Origin of the sequence: Aeromonas sp. QDB20 (assembly GCF_027707805.1) — a bacterium.
GTDB lineage: Bacteria > Pseudomonadota > Gammaproteobacteria > Enterobacterales > Aeromonadaceae > Aeromonas > Aeromonas dhakensis.
In genome coordinates this window covers 1-24,249 of record NZ_JAPCJC010000023.1, presented here as the reverse complement: position 1 = coordinate 24,249, position 24,249 = coordinate 1, and the positions used below count along the sequence as shown (strand labels likewise).

Here is a 24,249-nt window from a genome sequence, read left to right as displayed (position 1 = left end):
GAGGGGCTTTGTTTTTCCCGTCGACCCATTCCCGCTTTTTGCATAACAAGGGCCCATCTCGCCCTTGGCGGCCGGGCTCGCTCGTGTCACATTGTTGCGGCTTGGAAGCAACCACAACAACACAAGGAGCACGTGATGAACCGACTGCTATTGCCGCTGGTGCTTGGCACCGCCCTGTTTCATGGCGAGGTGTACAGCGCCGACCACCTCTGGAGCCAGACCCTGCCCGATTACAGCCAGGGCTATGACGAGCAGCGGGATCCGGCCCGCGATCTCGCCGCCGCCACCGCCAAGGCCAGCGCGGAGGACAAGAAAGTCCTGCTGTTGGTGGGCGGCGAGTGGTGCAGCTGGTGCCAGGAGATGAACCACTTTCTGGACCGGGAACCCAAACTCGCCGGCCAGTTCAACCGCACCTTCGTGGTGGTCAAGGTGAACGTCAGCAAGCAGAACAAGAACGAATCCTTCCTCAAAGATTATCCCGAGTACCTGGGGGTGCCCCACTTCTACGTGCTGGATGGCAAGGGCAAGCTGCTCGAATCCTTCAACACCGGACTGCTGGAGAAGGGGGACAGCTACGACGGGGAGAAATTCGGCAAGTTCATCGCCTTCTTCCAGCCCAAACCCACCCGCGGCTAGCGAGCCTCTGATATGAAAGCCCCGCACGGTCGGCTGACGGTGCGGGGCTCGATAATTGGAACCTGGCAGGGAGGCGCAGCTTCAGGGCTGGGCATCCGGCTGATTGACGGGGGCGGCCTTGATAAAGGCCTGCAACTGCTCGCAGTTGGCGACGATGCGGTTGATGGTGGGATAGTCTTCCAGCGACATGTCGTAGCGACGGGCGTTGTAGACCTGGGGCACCAGCATGCAGTCAGCCAGGGTCACCTCGTTGCCGACGCAATAGATGCCGGCGGTGGTCATCAGCAGCTGCTCCAGCGCGCTGAAGGTTTCGTCAATCCAGTGGCGATACCAGGCCGCTTCCTGCTCCTTGCCCGCCCTGAGATGCTCTCCCAGGTAATTGAGCACCCGCAGGTTGTTGAGGGGATGGATGTCGCAGGCGATCATGTTGACGATCTGGCGTACCCGGGCCCGCTCCTCGGGGGCGGACGGCATCAGCGGGTGAGCGGGGTAGGTTTCGTCGAGGTACTCCATGATGGCCACCGACTGCCCCACCTGCACCTCACCATCCACCAGAAACGGCACCAGCCCCTGGGGATTGAGCCGGCGATAGGCCTTCTCGCGCTGCTCGCCCTGCCGCAGATTGACCGGATGCTGCTCGTAGTCGAGCCCCTTGAGCTGCATCACGATCCGTACCCGATAACTTGCCGATGAACGCCAATATCCAAACAACTGCAACATACTTTGTCCCTGTGTTGACAGGTGCATGGACACCTGCCGCTCACCCGTCGGCCACGTGTCCATGCCGGCCCCTTCACTTCGTCTGACTGGCCTCTGCCGGCGTGACCCGCTGCAAAATGGTGCCAAACAGACTCATCCCGTTGCGATCCTGCATCGCGATAGACACTGTATCACCAAAGCGCAGAAAGGGTGTAGTGGCTTGACCTGACTCGATAATTTCCAGCATTCGCAGCTCGGCGAGGCAGGATGAGCCACGACTTCTGTCGTAGTTGGAGACGGTCCCCGAGCCGATGATGCAGCCCGCCCCGAGCGGCCGGGTCTTGGCGGCGTGGGCGATCAGCTCATAAAAGTTGAAGGTCATGTCCACCCCGGCATCGGGGGCGCCGAACAGGGCGCCATTGAGGTGGGTCTCGAGGGGCAGATGCACCTTGCCGTCGCGCCAGTCATCCCCCAGCTCGTCCGGGGTGATGGCCAGCGGCGAGAAGCTGCTGGAGGGCTTGGACTGGAAGAAGCCGAAGCCCTTGGCAAGCTCACCCGGAATGAGGTTGCGCAGGCTCACGTCGTTGACCAGCATCAGCAGCTTGATGTGGCCGGCGGCGGCCTGCGGGCTGATGCCCATCGGCACGTCGTCGGTGATGACGGCGATCTCCGACTCGAAATCGATGCCCCACTCCTCCGACCCCATCGGGATAGTGCCCCGCGGCGGCAGGAAGCTGTCCGAGCCCCCCTGATACATCAGGGGATCGTGCCAGAAGCTTTCCGGCATCTCGGCGCCGCGCGCCTTGCGCACCAGCTCCACGTGGTTGACGTAGGCGCTGCCGTCGGCCCACTGGTAGGCGCGCGGCAGTGGGGAGAGACAAGCCGTCTCGTCGAACGGGAAGGCGTCAGGGCAGGCGCCATCATTGAGCTGCTGATAGACGGCGGTCAGCCTGGGCGCAAGCTCGGCCCACTCGTCGAGGGCCGCCTGCAGGGTGGCGGCAAGGTGCGGCACGCGCACCGCGCGGCTCAGATCGCGACTCACCACCACCAGGGCGCCGTCCCGTTTGCCATTGTTCAGGGTTGCCAGTTTCATAGGGATTCCTTTTATTTGCCGTTGGTGGCGGGTGTGAGTTCCGGGCGCAACCAGCTGGTGACGTAACGCGGGTTCTCCACCCCGTCACACAGGCTGCCGACGTTGAGCGCATCGCGGGTATCGAGCATCACCGCCACCTCGTCGGTGAACTTCTTGGCGTAGGCCTGACCCGCCGCAAACGCCTTGGGATGGGGACCGTGGGTAAATCCGGCGGGATGGAAGGTGACCATGCCCCGCTCTATGTTGTCCCGACTGAAGAAATCCCCGGCGTGGTAGAAGAGCACCTCGTCGTAGTCATCGTTGCTGTGGTAGAAGGGCACCTTGAGGGCGCCGGGATCGCTCTCGATGGGGCGCGGCACGAAGGTGCAGACCACGAACCGGCTCGCCACGAAGGTGGAGTGAGCCGACGGCGGCAGGTGGTAGCGGTGGCTCATCAGTGGGCGGATGTCCCGCCAGTTGAGGCGCACCACGCACAAGTCCCCGTGCCACCCTTGCGCATCCAGCGGATTGAACGGCCAGGTGATGACCGACACCTGGTCGTGACGCTTGACCTGCAGCGACCAGGGATTCTCATCCTGCTGGGCCAGGAAGCGCTCGTTGATGGCCGGCACGTCCAGCGCCGCCGGGTCGAAGATGGCGTGATTGCCCACCAGCCCCTTGTCCGGCAGCTGGTAGCTGTCGTTGGTCGCCTCGATCATCAGGATGAAGAGGGGGGCCGTCGGCTCGATGCGCCACATGGTGCCGCGGGGGATCACCAGGTAGTCGCCATCGCGCAGGGTCAGGTGACCGTAGTCGCAGTAAAACTCGCCACTCCCCTCGTGGATGAACAGGAGCTCGTCGCCATCGGCGTTGCGCACCAGAAACGGCATGGGCTCATGCAGGCGCCAGATGCGGTAGCGGCAGTGGGGGTTGCTCAGAATATCCGGCATCACCCAGGGGGAGAGAGAGCTCACCTCCTCGCCCAAGGCGTTGAGATCGAACAGGCGCGGGCGCAGCGGCCCCTCCCAGTTGATCCAGTCGGTGGGGGCATGCTTGTGGTGCATGTGGGTGGCCGGCCCGAAAAAGCCGGAGCGGCCCAGTTCACGCTCATAGATGGCCTGCTCGGGCAGGTCGGCATGAGCCTGACGGGAGTGGGTCCCCTCCCGGTGGGGAAAGTTAATCCAGTTACGCATTGCCAACCTCCCTTGCCTGACCGACAACCTGCGCGTGGCGGCGTTCGTTACGCATCATTGAGCACCCCGCGGCGGATCTGATCCAGCTCGATGGATTCGAACAGTGCCTGGAAGTTGCCCTCGCCAAAGCCTTCATTGCCCTTGCGCTGGATGATCTCGAAGAACACCGGGCCGATCACTGTATCGGTGAAGATCTGCAGCAGGATGCCATCCTTGGTGGGGGAGCCGTCGATCAGGATGCGCAGCTCTTTGAGCGCCGCCAGATCCTCCTGGTGCCCCTCGACCCGGCTGTCCACCTTCTCGTAGTAGGTGTCCGGGGTCGGCATGAAGCCGGTGCCACGGCCGCGCAGGGTACGGATGGTGTGGTAGATGTCGCTCGACGCCATGGCGATGTGCTGGATCCCCTCCCCCTTGTACTGACGCAGGTACTCTTCAATCTGGGACTTGTCGTCGGAGGATTCGTTGATGGGAATGCGAATCTTGCCGCAAGGGGCGGTCATGGCGCGGGAATGGAGCCCGGTCAGCTTGCCCTCGATGTCGAAGTAGCGGATTTCGCGAAAGTTGCCGATCCGCTCGTAGAAATTGGACCAGACATCCATGTTGCCGCGCTGCACGTTGTGGGTCAGGTGGTCAATCTCATACAGCCCTGCATCCACCTCGGCCATGCGCGCCTGCCAGTCGGGATAGAAGACGAAATCCACATCATAGATGGAGCCCTTGTCGCCGTAGCGGTCGACAAAGGAGAGGGTGCTCTCGCCGATGCCGTAGATGGCGGGGATGTTGAGCTCCATGGGGCCAATCTTGCCGACGAACGGCTTGGCGCCCTTGGCGATGGCGTACTGCTGGGCCTTGCCGGCATCGCTCACCCGAAACGCCATGCCGCAGACACTCGGCCCGTGCAGGCTGGCAAACTGCTCGGCCTGGGAGTGGGGCTCGGCATTGACCACGAAGTTGATGTCCCCCTGACGATAGAGCCAGCACTGCTTGTGCTTGTGCTTGGCCACCTCGGCAAAGCCCAGCGAGACGAACAGCGCCTTGAGGGCGGCAATGCCCTTGGCATCGGGCGCCGTGTACTCGACGAATTCGAAACCATCGGTACCGAGCGGGTTGATGGTGTGAGTACGGGCAGAAGAAGTGGTCGTCATGATGCGCTCCTTGCGATTGACTGATAACGAAACGGGTCACACCGGGGCGCTGCGGGCAGCTGCCCCGGCATTGTTAACAACTTGTTTCATTAGAGGCAGGGGCGTAGCGGAAGAAAAGAGGCGGCGTTCAGATAGTTTGGCGGGGGGCGGCGCTAAAAGATGTAAATAGATTGTGACATTTAAGCCGCAGCCTTGTGGCACGCTCGGTGGCGACCCACAAGGCTGTCAGTTTTGCCTTACAGGGACCAGTATCTGGGCTCGATGCGGGGCAGTGACTGCCGCGCTCGTTGCAGCCGCGCCGGGGTGGGGTTGATGAGCCAGGCCGCCTGCCCCTCTGCCAGCAGTGGCAAGTCGTGCAGGCTGTCGCTCAGGGCCAGGGTGGCGCTGAGGGCCTGGATCCCGGGCAGGATCTTGTGGCGGCCGTGACAGTAAAAACGTGGCATCAGGCCGCCGAGGCGATAGTGCATCCGCGAGCCCAGAATACGATGGGGCAGCTGGCCGGGCAGCTGCTGATGGAGCTGACCCCGCACCAGGGCGCGGGGGCTGGCGGAGAGCACCCAGCAGCGCTGCCCTTCGGCCAGCAGCAGGGCGCGCGCCTCCTGAAACAGCCCAGGTCTCGTGCGGCAATAGGCCCGCACCAGGCGGCGCCACGCCAGCGGCGAGAGCCCGAGGGTGATGGCCCACCAGATCAGTGAAATGCCGCGCCGACGCTGGCTTGGCAGCAGATAGACCAGCCCTCCCAGCGCCATCACAGGCCACAGCAGCAGCGGCCAGATGCGGCGACGCAGGATGAAGCGCAGCAGCCCGGCATGGCTGTCATCCGGCGCCAGGGTGTCGTCAAAATCCGCCAGGATCCAGCCGCTGGCGGGCAGATCCGAGGCCCCTTGCATGGCAGCCCCCTTCATTCGGCCAACCCCGCGATGGCGGCGTGCAGCTCAGGCAGCACAAACAGCGCGCCTTCGTCGGGCGGACAGACAAAGTCGAACGCCTCCCCCGCCAGGGTGAAGGCGAGGCGCCAGGCGTGCAGATAGCCGCGATCGGCCGCCGTGCCGCCGTAGCGCTCATCCCCGAGGATCGGCGCCCCCACGCTCTTCAAGGCCACCCGGATCTGGTGGGTCTTGCCGGTCTGAGGCTTGATGCGATAAAGGCGCAACCCCTCGCGCACCGAGACCGAGTCGAACCAGCTGATGGCGGGGTTGTCGAGTGTGCGGGCCAGCATCCAGCTGCCCCCCCGCCCCTTCTGCATGTCCCCCTTCACCCAGCCCTGCTTCTTCTTCGGCTTGCGATCGGAGAGGGCCAGATACTGCTTGCTCACCTCCCGCGCGGCAAAGGCCATGCTGAGGGCCCGGTTGGCCTCGGTGGTGCGCGCCAGCAGCACCAGCCCGGAGGTCATCTTGTCGAGCCGATGCACCGGATAGAGCAGCAGACCCGTGTCAGCCTTGACCCGGCTGACCAGACCAGGATGGAGCAGGCCGGACTCGTCGGTCTCGTCGTGCATGCCGAGCCCGGGTCCCTTGTTGATAACCATGAAATCTTTGTGCTGCGCTAGTATCCGGTACATCAATAACCCTTTAGAATGTTTTTAATTACAAGAAGATGACCCTGCGGGGTCGCACCCCATGAACACTCAGAACAAGACTCGCACGGATGAAGAGATGCTTGCTTTGGCTGCTGCTGATCGGTATCAGCCATGCTGTTCCCCTGCGGGCCAGCGAATCCCCCCTTGAAGCCCCGGAGCGGGTGGTGCTCCAGTTGCGCTGGCTGCACCAGCCCCAGTTCGTTGGCTATCACATGGCCAAGGCCAAGGGCTTCTATGCCAGTGCCGGGCTGGACGTCGAGATACGGCCCGGCGGCAAGGGCATCAGCCCGGTAGAAGAGGTGCTGAGCGGACGAGCCGACTTCGGGGTCGGCAACACAGAGGTGCTGACCAGCTATGCCAACGGCAAGCCGCTGCTGGCGCTCGCCAGCGTCTATCAGCACTCCCCGTCCATCTTTCTGGCCCGCCGTGACAGCGGCATTCTCACCGTTGACGACATGCGTGGCAAACGGATCATGATGTTTTCGGCCCATCAGGACGCCGAACTGCTGGCCACCCTCTTCTATCAGGGGCTGAGCGAGCGTCAGCTCATCCCGCTGCCCACCTCGGTCAACATCGAGGATCTCATCCAGGGCCGGGTCGACATCTTCAACGCCTACCTCAGCAACGAGCCCTTCTATCTGGAGGAGCGCGGCATCCCCGTCTCCGTCATCAATCCGCGCAACTACGGCATCGATTTCTACAGCGACATCCTGTTCACCACCCAGGCCCAGGAGCACGCCCATCCGGATCGGGTGGCCCGCTTTCGGGCCGCCAGCCTGGCCGGCTGGCGCTACGCCCTGGCCCACCCGCAGGAGGCCATCGCCCTGCTGCGCAAGGAGTATGGCGTCAACCGCAGTCAGGCCCACATGGAGTACGAGCTGCAGGTGAGCAAGGAGATGATCCAGCCGCTCTATGTGGAGATCGGGTATATGAATCCGGACCGCATGGCCCATATCATGCAGCAGCTGGTGGAGATCGGGTTGGTGTCAAAGCCGGTCTCCTTGAGCGACTTTCTCTATCAGGCCCCCTCCGAGCAGTGGATCTTCTGGCGCCCCTGGTTCCTGCTAAGCCTGGCAGCCAGCGTGCTGATCCTGCTGCTGGCCCTCTATCTATTGATGTGCAACCAGCGGCTCAACCGCGAAATTGCCCTGCGCCGTCAGCGGGAAGAGGAGATCTGGCAGCTGGCCCGCCGCGACCCCCTCACCAACCTGCCCAACCGGCTGAGCCTGATGGAGCGGCTCGACGCCCAGGTCAAGGGGCCGGCGCCAGGCTGCCTGCTGTTTTGCGATCTCAACGACTTCAAGCAGGTCAACGACAACTTCGGCCACAGCCACGGCGATGCCCTCCTCTGCCAACTGGCGGAGCGGATCAGCCGCAGCCTCGGGCCGCAGCACTTCTTCGCCAGGCTGGCCGGCGACGAGTTCGTGTTGCTGTTGCCGGACCATGATCAGGCGCAGGCTGACGCCATCGCCGAGCAGATCAGGGCCACCATGCAGCCGCCATTCGAGGTGGAGGGAGTCCCGCTGTCGGTCGGCATCAGCGTCGGCATCAGCCAGTACCAGCCGGGCTGGCGTCCCGAGCAGTGGTTGATCCAGGCCGACCGCGCCATGTACCACGACAAGGGAAACCCGCTGGGCCAGGCCACTGCCTGATCGACACGCCTGACAGAACAAGGCCACCCGTGGGTGGCCTTGTTCTCTTGCTGATGACAGGCGCCGGCTAGCCGAAGGTCTGCCCCAGGGATTTGAGCTGTCTGGCCTTGGTCAGCAGGATCTCGCTCGACTCGTCCACGTCCTGCATCTTGTTGCTGTTGGCGTGGGAGTGCTGGGAGATGAGGTTGACGTTCTGGCTGATGTCCTCCACCACCGCCTGCTGCTGCTCCGCCGCCGCCGAGATCTGGGCCGAGAAGTCCATCACCAGCTCGATCTCCGCCAGCACCTGATGCAGGCTGTCCGACCCCATCCGGGTCATCTCCACGCAGGCCTGGGTCTGTTGCAGGTTGTTCTGCATCATCCCTTTCCAGCCGTTCAGGGTGCGCTGGATCTGGCCGATGCTGCCCTGGATCTGTTCGGTGGCCTTGTGGGTGCGGGTAGACAGGGTGCGCACCTCGTCCGCCACCACCGCAAAGCCGCGCCCCTGCTCGCCGGCCCGGGCCGCCTCGATGGCGGCGTTGAGCGCCAGCAGGTTGGTCTGATCGGCGATGCCCTGGATTTCCCCCATCAGCACCCCGATGCGATCCGACTCGCTGGCCAGCGCCACCGCCGAGGCAAAGGCGTGCTCCGCCTCCTTCGCCAGATCGGTGATCTTGTGCTCGGTCTCGATCAACTGCTGATCCGTGTGCTGGCAGTGAGCCTTGGCCTCGGCGATCTGGCTGTTGGTATCCTGGATGTTGCGGGCGATCTCCTGCGCCGTGCTCGCCATCTCGGTGATGGCGGTCGCCATCTGCTGGGTCTGGGCATCCTGCTCGGCGATGTCCGAGCTCGCCTCGCTGGAGGCGCTCTTCAGATGTACCGCCAGATCCTGCAACGAGTGCGTGGCGTCGTCCACCCGGCCAAGCACGGTGCGAATACGGGCCTGCAGCAGCTTGATGTGAAAGTCGGCGATGGCGCTCGGCTCCTGCCCCGAGTAGATGAGGCGGGTCAGGCTGTCATACTCACCGGCCAGTTGCTGCAGGTAACGGGGGGTGGTGATGAGCTCGTGACGATAGAGCAACCCCAGCAAGATCAGCGGCAGCGCCATGTAAAGAGCGGCCCAGCCGCCCAGTTCTACTGTGCCGAGCCAACCCAGTGCCAGCAGCCCGGCCACCGCCACCCCGTGGCGCAGCCGCGCCAGTGAAATTCTGGGCCTGCCACCGCCCTGTTCCGCCGCCCGCAGCCGCGCATAGGTGCGAGCGGCGATCTGCTTCATTTGAGGATCGGCGCGGCAGCGCACCGACTGGTAGCCGCTGATCTTGCCCTGCTCGAAGATGGGGGTGACATAGGCATCCACCCAGTAGTAGCGACCATCCTGGCAGCGATTCTTCACCATGCCGCGCCATGGTTGGCCCTGCTTGAGCTTGCCCCACAGGTCGGCAAATGCCGCCTTGGGCATGTCGGGGTGGCGCACCATGTTGTGGTGCTGCCCCACCAGCTCGGCTCGGCTGTAACCGGCGACCCGGCAGAAGTTGTCATTGGCGTAGGTGATCACGCCCCGCAGATCCGTGGTGGACACCAGCTGTTCATCAGCGGCGAAATCCACTTCCTGATCAATTAGATGAGCTCTTTGTTCGCGCATGCAGCCCCCTCTACTGTTTTATTTCTCAGTAGAGTGTTGGGAAGCAATCCACGCCTGTAAAGGCGAAATCAAAAAGAAACAGGCCGGCTGCGCACAATCCGGCCTGATAGGGAATGAACTTTGATTTACATCAAGTTTTTCTACCCGCGTTCACACTTACTGCAGGCGGAGATGGCTGGCGATGGCCTGGTACAGCACAGGGTAGTCATCCTCGAAATGGTGGGATCCCGGCAGGGTCACAGTAGTCACGTTGGGCTGCTGCAAGTGGGGGCAGAGCCGTACCGGCGAGTCGTCTGCCGCCCCCTGCAGGCAGAGCATCGGCAGGGAGTGAATGGCGTTGACCTCGGGCTGGGTGGGATAGCTGCCCGCCTTGTCGCGGGTCACCATGTCGCTGACGTGGATCTCGAAGTCGGAGGCGGTCGAGGGGGAGAGCATCACGGCTCCGATCAGGCTCTTGCGGTAGGGTTCGGGCAGCCGGTTGATGACGAAGGGCACGATTTCCGCCCCGAAGGAGAAGCCCACCAGCAGCCAGCGCTGGCGCCCCCAGCGGGACTGGTAATCGTCCAGGATCCGCACCAGATCGGCGGTGACCTGCTCTGGATCTTTCTTCTTCCAGTAGTAGGTGAGCGAGCTCCAGCCCACCACCGGCATGCCGTGCTGCTGCAACTGGGCGCTGAGCCCCTTGTCCAGCGCGGCCCAGCCGCCATCACCGCTCAGAAACACCACCATGGGGGCACTCGAGGCTTGCGCCACCGGCAGCTCCACCAACCCGAGATCTTCTTTCACCGGCGCGGCCGAGAGCGAGAAGGCGCAGCACGCCAGCAGCAATAACAGGATCCTCATGAACGACTCCTACTTTTTGATGAGCCCGAACGGGCCTCGGCTGATCAGGGAGATCAGGTTGGTCAGCACCCGCGGCAACACCAGCTTGCTGGCGCAGAGCAGGTAGCGCGGCTCCCAGTCCGGCGAGAACTTCTCCTTGTAGCGCCTGAGCCCCTGAAAATTGTAGAAACGGCTGCCCCGGGTGAAGATGGTGTTGCCAAGCTTGGTCCAGTAACCGCTCAGGGGGTGATCGTTGAAGCCGGACATGGGCGCCATGCCGAGGTTGAAGCTGGCGTAGCCCTCGCCCTTGCCCCACAGCAGCAGCTCGACGAACAGGAAATCCATGATGGGGGCCGTGCCCGTGTCCAGGCTGTAGCGCATCAGGTCGATGGAGAGGCTCGCCTTGTTGTCGCTGACCCAGAGGTTGGCAAAGCCGACGATCTGCCCCTCGTGCCACACCAGGGCGGCCGGGCTCAGACTGAGATAGACCGGCTCGAAACTGCCCACCGAGAAGCCCTTCTCCTTGCCCTGCTTGCTCTGCAGCCAGGTGTCCGACACCTCCTTGAGGCGGGGCAGCAGCGCAGGCACGCACTCCGGCGCCACCACCTCGAACGACAACCCCTCCCGCTTGCCCTTGGCATGGCTCTGACGCAGGTTGCGCAGCCGGCTGCCGGCCAGCTCGAAGGCCGCCAGATCGACGATGGCTTCCTCCCCCAGCTTGAACGGGATCAGCCCCAGCTCCAGATAGAGCGGCAGGTAGCGGGCCGACACCTGGTAGAACACCGGGCTGGCATCGTGCTGATCGCACAGCTCGCGAAACTGCCAGAGCAGCTCCTCGATAAGCTCAGGCTGACCGATGGGATCCCCCATCACGATCCAGCCGTTGCCCTCGACGCCGTACATCAGAAACGCCTCGCCGCCGGGGTGAAACAGCAGCGACTTGTCGCCAAGCTGGGCCAGGTAACCGTGGCCACCCCCCTCGCGCAGCACCAGGGCATGGGCACGGGCCAGCTCGTCCGGCTCCGGCTTGCGCCCGGAGACCCGCAGCGGCGCCAGCAGCTGGGCCACCCCGACCACGGCCAGCACCGCCACCACGCTGCCCATGGCCCGCAGCCCGCGGGAGGCGGCGCCATGGGGCGAGAAGTGGAACCAGAGGGCGTGGTCATACTCCACCTGGCGGTAGGAGAAGAGCAGCAGCCAGAGCGCCCCCAGCAGCACGGCCCCCACCGAGATGAGCCAGCCCGGGGTGAACTGGGCGTGCAGCAGGGAGCCCTTGCGATAGAACAGTGAGCGACAGGGGGTGATGATGAGCAGGAACAGCCCGAGCAGCAGGGCCGACTCCCAGTCGAACCCCTTGAGCAGGGAGAAGATCATCCCCAGCCCCAGCAGCAGCTGGGTGATGCGAAACGCCGCATCGTGGCGCCGGTAGAGGCTGCGGGCCAGCAGGATCAGCAGCACGCCACTGACGCTGCCCAGCACATGGGAGAGCTCCAGCAGGTGCAACGGCAATACCTGCAGGAACATCTCGATGCGCCCGCGCATGGTGGGGATCATCCCGGAGCAGAGCAGCAGGCTGCCCGCCGCGAACGCCCCCAGGCTGATGAGGGCCGGCAGGAACTCGCGCACCGCGCTCATGATGCCCTGCAGCCGGCTCCAGCGCGCCTTCTGTTGCAGCAGCTCCTGACTGGTGAACAGCAGCAGGGCGCACAAAAAGGGCAGCACATAGTAGATGCAGCGATAGAGCAGCAGGGAGGCCAAGAGCTTGTCCACCGGCAGGTACTTGGCCAGCAGCAGGCTCATGCTCGCCTCGAACACCCCGATCCCGCCGGGCACATGGGCCAACACCCCGAGGAAGCTGGCCAGCACGAAGGCACTGAGCAGCACCGGATAGGAGACGCTGTCTGCCGGCAGCAGCACATAGAGCACGGCGGCAGCGGCCATCCAGTCCAGCAGCGCCACCAGCAGTTGCAGCAACCGGGTTCTGAATATCGGCAACACCAGCTCATGGCCACGCCAGACCAGCACGGGCTTTGGCCAGAACAGGTAGCCAAGCACCGCCAAGAGCGCCAGCCCCCCCGCCAGGTTGAGCAGCTGATCGGCCCACAGCGGCCAGTCCGGCAACAGGGTGGTGGCCTGCCCCACCAACAGGGCAGAGCCCCCCCAGGCCAGCAGGCCGAGGAAGAAGGTCACCGAGCAGAAGAGGATGATCCTGGCCACCTCCCCGGTGTTGAGCCCGAGGGCCGAGTAGATGCGATAGCGCACCGACGAGCCGGTCAGCAGGGCGAAACCCAGGGTATTGGAGAAGGTGTAGGCGATAAACGAGGTGACTCCCACCTGCTGCCAGGGCAGCCGCTTGCCGAGGGCGTGCACCGCCAGCATGTCGTAGCAGCAGAGACAGCCATAGCTGAGCAGGGTCAGCAACAGGGCACCCCCCAACAGCGGCAGCGGCAAAGACCAGATGGCCAGCCGGATGTCGTGCCAGTGCCAGAGGTGGGTCAAACGATAGAGGACGACCAGCGCCGCCCCCAACAACAACAAGCTACATAACGGGCCTAACCAGATAAACAGATGACGCCGCATTGCCAATCCCTACCGACGCGGCTGATGGCTGCCTGCGTCATGTTGCTGAACATTGCACCGAGGCGGGCAGTGCCCCTGGCACATACTCGCCTCTTGCTCTTTGACTGCTGTGTGATGCGCCATGACGGGCGAGCCGGGAAGGTGAGCGTGACGACCTGATCATCCGGCAAACCAGCACGCCCCAGCATGGCATCCCACTTTATATCGACTCTTTTGCAAAAGACGAGTCTCGCCGTGAAAATAAATTACTCAGCCCTGGCCGGATTAATTCCCCGGCGACACAGGCCCGCATCCCGCCATCGCTCTGAACAATTAATAAACAGAAATATCATACACCAGATAAAGGGATCCGCCCGCCCCATCTGGTTGGTGCGGCAAGTCGCTCAAAGAATCATCATAGTGGCGCGCTAAAATAAAAAAGGGGAGCCTGGCTCCCCTTTATATCGCTATGGCGTTATTGCACGCTGCGACACTGGCTGAAGATATCCAGCGGCTGTTCATACACGGCCGTATTCACATCCCAGATCCCCAACATGGAGGAGAACAGGTTGTCGTGAGAATAACGGGTATTGGCCGCCTTCTGCTGCAAACAGTCGAGGTTCATCCCCTTCTCTTTGGCAAAACCCGATGACATCCACACCTGCATGGGGACCCGGGTCTGATCATCCGGCGCAAATTTATAAGGGGTGCCGTGCAGATAAAGTCCCAATGCCCCCAGTGACTCACCGTGGTCGGAAATATAGACCAGCGCCGTATTGTATTTGTCCTCGTACTTTTTCAAGCGCTCGATCATGCTGGCAATCACATAATCGGTGTAGCGAATGGTGTTGTCATAGGTATTCTCCAGCTCCTGATCGGTGCAGTTCTCGATGTCGCTGCGCTGGCAATCCGGCAGGAAGTGGCGGTGCGAGCCCGGATAACGCTTGTAATAGGTCGGCCCATGGCTGCCGATGAGGTGGAAACCCACCAGCTTGTCCCCCTTCATGCCCGCCAGTTCGTCATCCAGCCCCTCCAGCACCACCTCGTCATAACAGGTGTTCTTGTCGCAGAACTTGGGGTGATCCTTGGGGTTGACCACCATGTTGGGCACCCGATCGCACACCCCCTTGCAGCCGCCGTCGTTCTCCTTCCAGAAGATGGAGACGCCGCTCTTTTGCAGCACGTCCAGCAGCCCTTCGCTGTTGCGGGCCTGGTTGCCGTCGAACTGGTTGCGCCCCATGTTGGAGAACATGCAGGGCACCGAGACCGCGGTCGCCGTGCCGCAGGAGCGCACGTCGTTGAAGGAGATGATCCCCGCCTGCTTGCTGGTGAAGGGGTTGGTCTCCTTGTGATAGCCGTTCATGGAGAAGTTCTTGCCGCGCGCCGTCTCCCCCACCACCAGGAACATCATGGTCGGCTTGTCCGCACCGGCCACCCGCTTGGCGTCGTCGCCCAGGCGCTGGAACGGCACCGGCTCTGTCAGATAGCGTTTCTGCAGATACCTGGCGGTGCTGTACATGTAGTTGGCCGGCACTATCTCCCGGTTCAGGGTCTGGTTGTTGCGCCCGACCGAGGCGTAGTCCTGGTAGTAGGCCGCGGCGATGAGCCCCAGCACCACGAGGGAGGCCAGCATGGAGAGCCCGCGCTGCAGCAGCCCCTGATACCATCTGGCCGGATACTCTATCTTGACGAAGAACAGCAGCACCGCTGGCAGTACCCCGGCCAGCAATACCCAGATCACGATGGGCACGCTCAGATAGGAGTGCGCCTCGCTCTGGTTGGTCTCAAAGATGTTCTGGATCATGTCGCCATCAAACAGCACCTTGTATTTCATCATGGTGTAGCTGGCAATGGCACCCGTGATAAACAGAAAAGCAAAGAAAGGCTTGATTAAATAACGTACAGAAAATGGCATGAAGACAAAGTTCAATGCCGCAACCAGCACGATGGGAATAGAGATGGCAAACCCGATTTTAAAATGTTCAAGCTGTGTCAATATTTCATAAAAATGCAGCAATACTGGCCAGTTGAGCAAGAAGGCAAAGATGAATGCCAGCAAAAAAACAAATGGAACAATTCTTATTCTAAGAAAAGAAGGCATGTATATCTCCCTGTTACACTTCTTTATTACACCTTGAAATACCCGCTCCGGAGTCGACACGCCGATATTTGGCGCCGGATATTAACAGTGTGTTGAAAACGCCAAATACGATATTTTCAGACATTTTCAATAATGTGATGAATATCAACAATCACAGCAAACCGACAGCCTAACCGGCAAAACTTAAGGAAGAATTAAGCAACCCGTATTATGTGATTGCTCAAAAAACCGGCTCGCTGTCATATTGAATGACAACGCCCTCCCATCGGCACGTCGTTACCACCATTTTTCAGGCCCCTCTCCCGCGCTTAAGTTTTGCTTAAGAGTGCTCGGCGACGCTGTCTCCTGACGAGTCCTCGTCATACGACAGATACGAGAGAGGGTTAACATGCACGACAACAGCAAGACAGCGATCAGCAAGGTGCCAGAGATCACCCTGGCGTTCTGGGTCATCAAGATCCTGGCGACCACCCTGGGGGAGACAGGGGGGGACGCCGTTTCCATGTCGATGGAACTCGGTTATCTGGTGAGCACAGGCATCTTTGCCGTGATCTTCTTCGTCTCGGTCAGCGCGCAGATCGCAACGACCTCCTACAACCCCCTCCTTTACTGGACCACCATCATCGCCACCACCACGGTCGGCACCACACTGGCGGATTTTGCCGATCGCTCGCTCGGGCTGGGCTATGCCGGCGGCTCCACCCTGCTGCTGGCCTTGCTGATGGGCTCCTTCCTGCTCTGGTATCGGCTGCAGGGCAGCATCACCACGCCGCGCACCGAGCTGTTCTACTGGGTGACCATCATGTTCTCCCAGACCCTGGGCACCGCACTGGGCGACTGGACCGCAGACGAGGCCGGCTTTGGCTATGCGGGCAGCACCCTGCTGTTTGGCGGCATGTTGGCCGCCATCATTGCCGCCTACTACCTGACCCGGGTATCGCGCACCCTGCTGTTCTGGGCCGCCTTCATCCTGACCAGGCCCCTTGGCGCCGTGGTGGGAGATTTTCTGGACAAGCCACTCAGCAAGGGCTGGCTTGAACTGAGCCGTTACTCCGCCTCCTTTGCCCTGCTGGCCGCCATCGCCACCCTGGTGCTCATCTCGACCCTGCGCAACCGGCAACCGGTTCGGGCTGAACTCGATATCGAACAGTAATCACGCAGCAAGCCAGCCCGGCTGCCTCTGGGTCGCCGGGCTGGCTATGCTCTGGGTGAATCGATGCAAGGCAGGAGAACCCCATGACCACGACAAGCAGTCCCCCCGCTCCCCAACCCGCCGGCCGGATCCCGGGTGGCGTCTGGGTGCTGGGTTTTGTCAGCCTGCTGATGGACATCTCTTCTGAAATGATCCACAGCCTGCTACCCCTCTTCATGGTGACCGTGCTTGGCAGCAGTGCCCTCACCATCGGCCTCATCGAAGGGATGGCAGAGGCGACGGCCCTGATGGTCAAGGTCTTCTCCGGCACCCTGAGCGACTATCTGGGACGCCGCAAGGGGCTGGCTTTGCTGGGCTACGGGCTGGGAGCGCTGACCAAGCCGCTGTTTGCAATCGCCACCGGCAGCGGACTGATCCTGACCGCCCGCCTGCTGGACAGAGTTGGCAAGGGCATCCGTGGCGCCCCCCGCGATGCACTGGTGGCCGACCTCACTCCGCCGGAGCTGCGCGGCGCTGCCTTCGGCCTGCGCCAGTCTCTCGACACGGTCGGCGCCCTGCTGGGGCCGCTGCTGGCAGTGGGGCTGATGCTGCTCTGGCACGATGACTTTCGCGCCATCTTCTGGCTGGCGGTGGTGCCTGGGCTGGCCTCGGTCACCCTGCTCGCCATCGGCCTGCGTGAACCCAAAGCGGCTGGCCACCACGCCCGCAGCAACCCCCTGCGGCGCGACAACCTGCGCCGGCTGGGTAAACCCTATCGCTGGGTGGTGCTCATCGGCGCCCTGTTTACCCTGGCCCGTTTCAGCGAAGCCTTTCTGGTGCTGCGCGCCCAGCAAAGCGGCATGGCGCTCGCCCTGGTGCCGCTGGTCATGGTGGCAATGAACCTGGTCTATGCCCTCGGCGCCTATCCGTTCGGCCGCCTCTCGGATCAGATGAGTCACCGAACCCTGCTGGTCTGGGGGTTGCTGGTGCTGGTAGCCGCCGATCTGGTGCTGGCGGCCAGCACCCACTGGGGGTCATTGCTGATGGGGGTGATGTTGTGGGGCATTCATCTGGGGATGACCCAGGGGCTGCTGGCCGCCATGGTGGCCGCCAGCGCGCCCGCGGAACTGCGCGGCAGCGCGTTCGGCTTCTTCAATCTGGTCTGCGGCCTCGCCATGTTGCTGGCCAGCCTGCTGGCCGGGCTGCTGTGGGACACGCTGGGCGCCGCCTGCACCTTCTACGCCAGCGCCGCCTGCTGCCTGCTCACCCTGCTGGTGCTCGGCAGATACCCGCAGCCCGACGCCGGCAGCCAGCCATGAGCAGCGCATCCCGCTTGCTGCAGACAGCAAAAAGCCCCGGCAACCAGGTTGCCGGGGCTTTTCTGAAGATGGCGGAGGAGGTGCCCGCCGCAATAAAGTCTAACCAATACCAAGTCAGTCCAGTAAGTCACTTTATATCAGCACCTTACTTAATCACTCTGTCCAATCCATCCCAATCACATGTTACCACTGCGCATGCTTGGTGGCATACTGCGTGGCATATTCAATTCTCAAGGAGATTACCTGATGGCAATCCTCACCGACACCAAAGCTCGTAACATCAAGCCTGAAGATAAACCCCTTGCTCACGGTGGCGTTACAGGCTTGACGCTACACCCTTCTACAGCCAAGGGCAGAGGCAAGTGGGTATTCCGCTATGTCAGCCCACTGACAAAGAAACGGCGGAATGCTGGCCTCGGGACTTACCCCGAGATCACCATCGCTGATGCAGCTCGAGACGCACAGGTCATGCGGGAACAGCTGGCGAATAATTTGGATCCGCTAGAGGTCCGGCTGCAGGAGCAGAACAAGCCGAAGATCCCGACGTTGGAAGCATCTGCCAGATTGGTTTACAAAAGCTTGCTACCAGGCTGGAAGAACCCCAAACATGGTAAGCAATGGATCACCACATTGGAGCAATATGCCTTTCCTACCATTGGCGCTATCTCCATTGATACGATAACCCCAGCTCATATCGCTTCAGTTCTGCAACCGATATGGCTGACGATCCCGGAAACAGCAAGCCGTGTTAAGCAGCGCCTACACGCAGTGATGGCTTGGGCATGGGCCCACGGCTATACCTCTGCCAACCCAGTGGATGTTGTGGGTCACTTACTACCGGCACAACCTAGCAAGTCTGTACGGGTAGAACACCAGCCTGCAATGCCTTGGCGTGATATTCCCGCCTTTGTGCAAAAACATCTGAGAACAACGCAACAGTACGACGTCACCCGCTCTATGCTGGAGTTCTTGATCCTGACTGCATGCCGCTCAGGTGAAGTTAGAGCCATGAAGTGGTCAGAAGTAGACTTGCAAGCAAAGATCTGGACCCTACCGGCCGAGCGAATGAAAGCCAAGCAACAACATCGTGTTCCGTTATCTCTTCGTGCTGTCGAGATCCTGAAGGGGTTAAGGGGATTACATGACGAATTGGTATTCCCTTCTCCTAGAGACCAAGTACCACTCTCAGACACAGTGCTGACGATGTTTCTGAGAAGAGCTAAAGCGGAGAGCTGTACTCCTGGCAGAATGGCAACTGCTCATGGCTTTCGTTCCAGCTTTCGAGACTGGTGCAGCGAGCAGGGCTATGCGCGGGATCTCGCTGAACGAGCGTTAGCCCATACAGTGCAGAACAAGGTCGAAGCTGCATACCACCGCACTGACTTGCTGACTCAACGCAGACCCATGATGGATGCTTGGGCTGAATTCGTGGCTGGAGATCTACCAACCGAATAAGAAGAAAGCGGCCAGAAGGCGACGTTAATGAGATGGTCGCCCCTCCCCAAAACGGCATCTGAGTGCCAAAGCGGCGAATGTAAGTTCCCACTGACTGAAAAGAGGCGGCCACCATGAAGACTACGTCTATCGGCATCGATCTGGCAAAACATCTCTTCCAATTACATGGCGTTGATCAACATGGCAAGACGGTCCTCAAGCACCAGTTGAAGCGGAAGCAGATGCTCTCATTCTTTAGCAATCTTCCTCCTAGCCTGATCGGCATGGAGGCATGGAGGCATGGAGGCATGGAGGCATGGAGGCATGGAGGCATGGAGGCATGGAGGCATGGAGGCATGGAGGCATGCTGCAGTGTCCATTACTGGGCCAATAAATTGCAAGGGCTGGGACATACCGTCAAGCTGATGGCGCCTCAGTTCGTTAAGCCCTATGTAAAGACCAACAAGAACGATGCTGCAGATGCCGAAGCTATTTGTGAAGCTCTAACTCGGCCCACCATGCGGTTCGTGCAGATAAAGAGCAGCGAACAATTGGCCATCCTGGCCTTGCATCGTGCCCGACAAGGCTTCATCAAGGCCAGGACAGCCCAAGCCAAACAGATCCGGGGCCTGTTAGCAGAATATGGGTTCATCCTTCCTCAAGGCATCACCCACATAGGCAAACACGTTCCCGAGCTGCTGGAGGACAGTGAAAACGGCTTGCCAGGAACGTTTCACCATTTGTTAATGCGACTTCACGAGTACCTCAAGATGCTCGACATGCAGGTAAACGAATTGGGGGACGCGATCGTTCGCTGGCATAAGGACAGTGCCGCCAGCCAAACCTTAGCCCAGCTGCCAGGTATCGGTCCTATCACCGCAAGCGCACTGGTTGCTTCCATCGGCAATGCGAAAAACTTCAAGAATGGCCGGCAATTGGCCGCGTGGCTGGGGTTAGTGCCACGGCAACACTCCAGCGGTGGTAAGCAGAACCTACTTGGGATCAGCAAGCGTGGCGACAGCTATCTGCGCACCTTGTTAATTCATGGCGCTCAGGCGGTGCTACGAGTAGCAGAACGCAAGGAGTCGTTCTCGGGAAGCTGGCTAGCCGGGATGATGGCTCGGCGCAACCCTAACGTGGCGGCGGTAGCGCAAGCCAACAAGACGGCTAGAATCATCTGGGCATTGCCGGCACACGACAGAAAATATGACGCCAACTATGGCATGGCCGCATGAAAAACAGGTTTGGCAATGTAAGGGCTGATTGACAGCCCTATGACCAAAAATTAGTAAGGAAGCACCGATTGCACAGGCAATCATGAAGTGATGGCGAGCCAGGTCAGACCGTGGCTGGTAAAACCCGAGTGAAACAAAGTACTCCAAGTTCGTGGCGTTGATAGCGGAGCCAGTCAGCGAATTCCATCAGGGATAGAGGCTGTTGTCTCGGTGAAATCCGGATCTATGGCTGCAATCTCCACCTGACTCACTTTCATGGATTGAGGGCTTGGCAAACCGGGGCGACCATCTATGTGTCAGCAAGCGGGCCCGTACAGTAAAGGTGGCTTATCGGCAGCCCCCAACAGGACACATTACCGATTTGGTTATCAACTCGACTGGCCTCAAGGTATTTGGGGAAGGCGAGTGGAAGATCAGAAAACACGGCGCCGAGAAACGGCGAGTCTGGCGCAAGTTGCATCTGGCGGTAGAATCGGTGACCCACGATATCGTGGCGGCGGAACTCTCGCTGGAAAATGTCCATGATGCAGAGGTGCTGCCGACTCTGCTCAACCCTCTGCGGCGCAAGCTGGGACGTGTTTATGCGGATGGTGCCTATGACAGCAAAGCCAGCCATCAGCTTATCTCGCACAAAGGGGCGACAGCCTGTATCCCGCCCCGCAAGAACGCTGGGCTGTGGAAAAAGGGGCATCCAAGAAATGAGGCGGTGCTGGTGATGCGCAAGGAGGGGCTAACGCACTGGAAGAAGATGTCGGGATATCACCGTCGCTCGCTGGCAGAGACGGCAATGTATCGGTTCAAGCAGTTGCTGGCGGGGAAAATCAGTCTGCATAACTACAACGGTCAAGTGGGAGAAGTCATGGTGTATGTAAGCGCCATAAACAAGCTTAAGACCTCGGGCCTGTCTGTCAGAAAGCCCCGAGTGTAGCGGTCACCAGGGGCTGGGGCAGTTGCTGATTGATGATTGATTTGGGAAACAACTCCCTTTTGTAACATAAATTAATCTTCATCGCGGGCGCCTGAGTGGGCAGCCATGTGGTTAAATAAAAAATAGCGGCTATGTGGTTATGACATTGTGTGCTTATTTATGTCATGAAAAATGAATTCACTGGAGTTGGTTTCGATGCTTAATATTTTTCCGGCAGGTGTTGCATTTATTTTTTGTTGTATTAACTCAATCATTACGTTACCAATTTCCAGTAGTTTTCTTTCTGCTATTAATGAGATTTTGAATTTTCCGCAATGTGCACAAGAATAAAGATTGTAATTGTTATAGTCGGTTTGTTTTTTGCGCGCAGAACCGTTACATAGACAGCATAAGCTATTAACCATTTCCATTTTCCACCTCTATATCCCTGGTAGCTCATAGGCTCTCCTCTGGGGAGACACCCCCACTGAAGTGGGGAAGGCACCTGTCTGCTTTCTATCAGAGAAACACCCCCATAACGTGGGGAAGATGGCTGCAGCCTTGATTGCGCACGGCAAAACCCTGAAACACCCCCACGTAAGTGAGGAAGTAGAGCGACTGCGTAGCTGCTCAATTGTTTCTTCAGAAACACCCCCACATGAATACCACCATATGCCTAGAGAAGCGCTGAAGTGCTACATAAACAATATAAAAAACACTGCAACACCCCACGGGTATGGGGAAGGTTGTACTTAGGTACGGGAGACCTAGAGCTTGAGAGAAACACCTCCAGTTACGTCTGGAGCACGGAAACATCTCTAACCGTTTTTGAAACACCCTCACAAGTGTGAGGAATACCCCTGATATATCGGGAGGTCTGTACTGTTTTGGATACACTCCAACTGGCGCGGGGGGGATGGTAGATGTTGATCAAGGCTAGTAATCAGTCACCTTGCCGATACCCCGATTCGCCCATTATCTTGAGAAAGTCACACTGAACAGGTTTAATTGATTCGTCAGGATATGTTGGTTTGTCTTTGTCGGGACCTCTCTGATGTCCGCTTGCCACTGAGCCCTCGGTGTAACTTCTTTATTCTCAAACCATCTATCTGTAGTGGTCAAGTAATATTGTCCATTGTTTCGGTTTTATAAGCAGTCCAATACTGCTATTCAGATTCATTTGGTGTTAAATCACCGTTGTAATGATGGTGAGCGAGTGGCTGGTGCGTATCACATCCAGCACGTGAACGGGTATCACCATCGGTTGCAAGAGTGGATGGTGCGTTTCCATGGTGTGGCGATGCACTACCTGAAAAATTACCAGGGTTGGCGCAGAATGCGGGAGAATTACGGGAAGGGGGGAGTATCAAAGCGTGTTTGCATGAGGCGCTGGGGCACCCCATGCAACACGTAATTGGGACATAGCCTTCTTTTTTGTCTGGCGACTGGATGCAATGATTGATTGTCATCCGCCTGCGTATTACTCTCATGTGGTGGGTGTCTCGCGAGTTTTCGCTGCGGCAACCACAGGCCCCGCGCCGGTGTTCATTCTCGTCCAAGGTGTGTGAATGGCTGCGGGGCTTGTTGTATCCACTTATCGTTCTGATGTCGCTTTCTCCCAGTCCTTGGTGCTCCACCCTCTGGACGCAGCTAATTGTTAATGGTAGTTTCTTGCCTGATCGCCTTGCGTTGATATCAATCCTGTTCTCTCCAAAAAGTGGTGTATCCTCGAGCCCATGGCGATCATGCCCCCTTTCAGCATCGAAGGTGGCAATCTTCCTGCCCCCCACCTCGCTCAAGCTTTCCCCTTTCTTTAATATTGGTCAGACCATTAGTCCAGTAACACGAGACTCTGCATGAGAGTGATAGCCTTTACATTTTTGAGACAAAAAAAGCCACCTTCAGCGATGAGGTGGCACGAAAAAGCCAGGGATATGGCAAACGGGTTTCACAGGAAATAGCGCGACTTAAGCACCATAAAATCAGCCCCTCAAGGACCAAGATTCAACCTAGTGTCTAATATACGGTACGTGCGCGCAAGCATTAAGTGCATTAATTTTGGTAGATCATTGAGTCGCCACAAAAGAAAGAAATAATATTTTTATTTATTTTTTATGTTAATTATTATTTTATTTAAATATTTCTACGCTTGACTTTCCTGTAATTTTGAGGAATAATTTTTGGTAGTAGTAAAATAGCTTTTCCTCTATTTTTTAATATTGCCATTTTCTCCAAGGCAAGGCCACGCTACCCGTGGTAATTCGTGGGACTATTCAGTCCCACTTTTTATATAATACAGCCGTAGCGGATGATAAATAGGTGGCTCGGTAATTAATTATGCGGCTTTATATCAGTTACCACGCATCAACTACGCTATTAGCCTATCAATTCGATGTTTGAACTATTTTCATTAGCACTAACCGTTCACCAAGTTAATAAATCATGAGCACATCAACTGCCGAACTATCAAGAGATATATTTTAATATACCACAAACATAAAGGACATAAAGGACATAAAGGACATAAAGGACATAAAGGACATAAAGGACATAAAGGACATAAAGGACATAAAGGACATAAAGGACATAAAGGACATAAAGGACATAAAGGACATAAAGGACATAAAGGACATAAAGGACATAAAGGACATAAAGGACATAAAGGAGCCTCAACGGAAATGAATTTTATGCAAGTGGCAAGAACAATCACATCTCCACATTCCTATTATCGGTGCAAGCGATGAGAGCACTGAATTTTATCTCCGCTCCCCTCATATTTACTAACGCTTTATCATTTAAGTCATGTTGATGACTGGAATTTATTTCACAATACTTCGCATCTTTACAATTTATATTTTGGGCTAGCTAGAATGGTCCTAAAGAAATGGGGCTCCGAGTGGTGTCGCCCCTCACTGAGAATGGCTATATGAGCAATAGTTATGGGGTATGGTATGGGTATGAGCAATAATGAATTGAATAAACGCTATGGCCTGATGACTGCCATTGCGATGGTGGTCGGCGTGGTGATCGGCTCCGGTGTCTTCTTCAAGGCCGATGATGTACTGCGGTAATCCCCCCATTTTTTGGAGCACTCAAAAGTAGAGGTCATGCGGCCTGTGCCAAGCGCTGTTTCGGCGTGTAGC

Annotated in this window: 17 protein-coding genes and 1 pseudogene; 8 read left to right on the top strand and 10 right to left on the bottom strand. The window is 58.9% G+C overall.

The genetic code is table 11. The features are described from left to right. Positions 1-135 precede the first annotated feature (135 nt). Positions 136-636, top strand: coding sequence for a thioredoxin family protein (locus PG897_RS19135; RefSeq protein ID WP_195879259.1), 501 nt, complete (start codon positions 136-138; stop codon positions 634-636). A gap of 81 nt (positions 637-717) precedes the next feature. On the opposite strand, the gene maiA is transcribed toward PG897_RS19135, so the two are convergent. The 6 genes from maiA to PG897_RS19105 all read right to left on the bottom strand — a co-directional run bounded on the left by maiA (position 718) and on the right by PG897_RS19105 (position 6,306). Continuing rightward, on the bottom strand, positions 718-1,356 hold the full coding sequence (maiA, locus tag PG897_RS19130) for a maleylacetoacetate isomerase (protein WP_041207222.1): 639 nt from the start codon (positions 1,354-1,356) through the stop codon (positions 718-720). A 73-nt stretch (positions 1,357-1,429) separates the two neighbouring features. Further along, a complete protein-coding gene (locus PG897_RS19125; protein ID WP_095592492.1) occupies positions 1,430-2,428 on the bottom strand; it encodes a fumarylacetoacetate hydrolase family protein in 999 nt (332 codons plus the stop codon). 11 nt (positions 2,429-2,439) lie between these two features. Continuing rightward, positions 2,440-3,600 carry a homogentisate 1,2-dioxygenase gene (locus PG897_RS19120; RefSeq protein WP_017778803.1) on the bottom strand — a complete coding sequence of 387 codons (1,161 nt, stop codon included), beginning with the start codon at positions 3,598-3,600 and terminating at the stop codon, positions 2,440-2,442. Positions 3,601-3,647: 47 nt separating this feature from the next. Further along, on the bottom strand, positions 3,648-4,745 hold the full coding sequence (gene hppD / locus PG897_RS19115) for a 4-hydroxyphenylpyruvate dioxygenase (protein ID WP_005302356.1): 1,098 nt from the start codon (positions 4,743-4,745) through the stop codon (positions 3,648-3,650). A 236-nt stretch (positions 4,746-4,981) separates the two neighbouring features. Continuing rightward, positions 4,982-5,635: an HAD family hydrolase gene (locus tag PG897_RS19110; protein WP_407707040.1), complete on the bottom strand. Its 654-nt coding sequence runs from the start codon at positions 5,633-5,635 to the stop codon at positions 4,982-4,984. 11 nt (positions 5,636-5,646) lie between these two features. Continuing rightward, complete coding sequence (locus PG897_RS19105; RefSeq protein WP_099359131.1) at positions 5,647-6,306, bottom strand: TIGR01621 family pseudouridine synthase; 660 nt, start codon at positions 6,304-6,306, stop codon at positions 5,647-5,649. An 86-nt stretch (positions 6,307-6,392) separates the two neighbouring features. Here PG897_RS19105 and PG897_RS19100 point away from each other — a divergent pair, with 86 nt between their 5' ends. After that, complete coding sequence (locus tag PG897_RS19100) at positions 6,393-7,976, top strand: GGDEF domain-containing protein (RefSeq protein ID WP_054544651.1); 1,584 nt, start codon at positions 6,393-6,395, stop codon at positions 7,974-7,976. Between the two features lie 67 nt (positions 7,977-8,043). On the opposite strand, the gene PG897_RS19095 is transcribed toward PG897_RS19100, so the two are convergent. From PG897_RS19095 to PG897_RS19080, 4 genes are all read right to left on the bottom strand, one after another. Then, a complete protein-coding gene (locus PG897_RS19095) occupies positions 8,044-9,597 on the bottom strand; it encodes a methyl-accepting chemotaxis protein (RefSeq protein WP_201881194.1) in 1,554 nt (517 codons plus the stop codon). Between the two features lie 156 nt (positions 9,598-9,753). After that, positions 9,754-10,440, bottom strand: a complete 687-nt coding sequence (locus PG897_RS19090; protein ID WP_042049512.1) for an AcvB/VirJ family lysyl-phosphatidylglycerol hydrolase — start codon at positions 10,438-10,440, stop codon at positions 9,754-9,756. Between the two features lie 9 nt (positions 10,441-10,449). After that, entirely contained in the window at positions 10,450-12,999 is a 2,550-nt protein-coding gene (mprF, locus tag PG897_RS19085) for a bifunctional lysylphosphatidylglycerol flippase/synthetase MprF (RefSeq protein WP_201881192.1), read from the bottom strand. A 454-nt stretch (positions 13,000-13,453) separates the two neighbouring features. Continuing rightward, on the bottom strand, positions 13,454-15,079 hold the full coding sequence (locus PG897_RS19080) for an MCR-3-related phosphoethanolamine--lipid A transferase (protein WP_042049508.1): 1,626 nt from the start codon (positions 15,077-15,079) through the stop codon (positions 13,454-13,456). Positions 15,080-15,467: 388 nt separating this feature from the next. Here PG897_RS19080 and PG897_RS19075 point away from each other — a divergent pair, with 388 nt between their 5' ends. From PG897_RS19075 to PG897_RS19050, 6 genes and pseudogenes are all read left to right on the top strand, one after another. After that, complete coding sequence (locus PG897_RS19075) at positions 15,468-16,232, top strand: COG4705 family protein (protein ID WP_201881190.1); 765 nt, start codon at positions 15,468-15,470, stop codon at positions 16,230-16,232. Between the two features lie 83 nt (positions 16,233-16,315). After that, positions 16,316-17,530, top strand: a complete 1,215-nt coding sequence (locus PG897_RS19070) for an MFS transporter (protein ID WP_201881183.1) — start codon at positions 16,316-16,318, stop codon at positions 17,528-17,530. A 246-nt stretch (positions 17,531-17,776) separates the two neighbouring features. After that, positions 17,777-18,985, top strand: a complete 1,209-nt coding sequence (locus PG897_RS19065) for a tyrosine-type recombinase/integrase (RefSeq protein WP_270829257.1) — start codon at positions 17,777-17,779, stop codon at positions 18,983-18,985. A gap of 113 nt (positions 18,986-19,098) precedes the next feature. Further along, the gene (locus tag PG897_RS19060; RefSeq protein ID WP_270829256.1) at positions 19,099-20,199 is read left to right on the top strand and encodes an IS110 family transposase; all 1,101 of its coding nucleotides are present in this window, start codon (positions 19,099-19,101) and stop codon (positions 20,197-20,199) included. A 229-nt stretch (positions 20,200-20,428) separates the two neighbouring features. Then, a complete protein-coding gene (locus tag PG897_RS19055) occupies positions 20,429-21,127 on the top strand; it encodes an IS5 family transposase (protein WP_442866314.1) in 699 nt (232 codons plus the stop codon). Positions 21,128-22,310: 1,183 nt separating this feature from the next. Continuing rightward, positions 22,311-22,531 (top strand): annotated as a pseudogene (locus tag PG897_RS19050) (IS1595 family transposase); the annotation flags it as partial. Positions 22,532-24,249 lie beyond the last annotated feature (1,718 nt).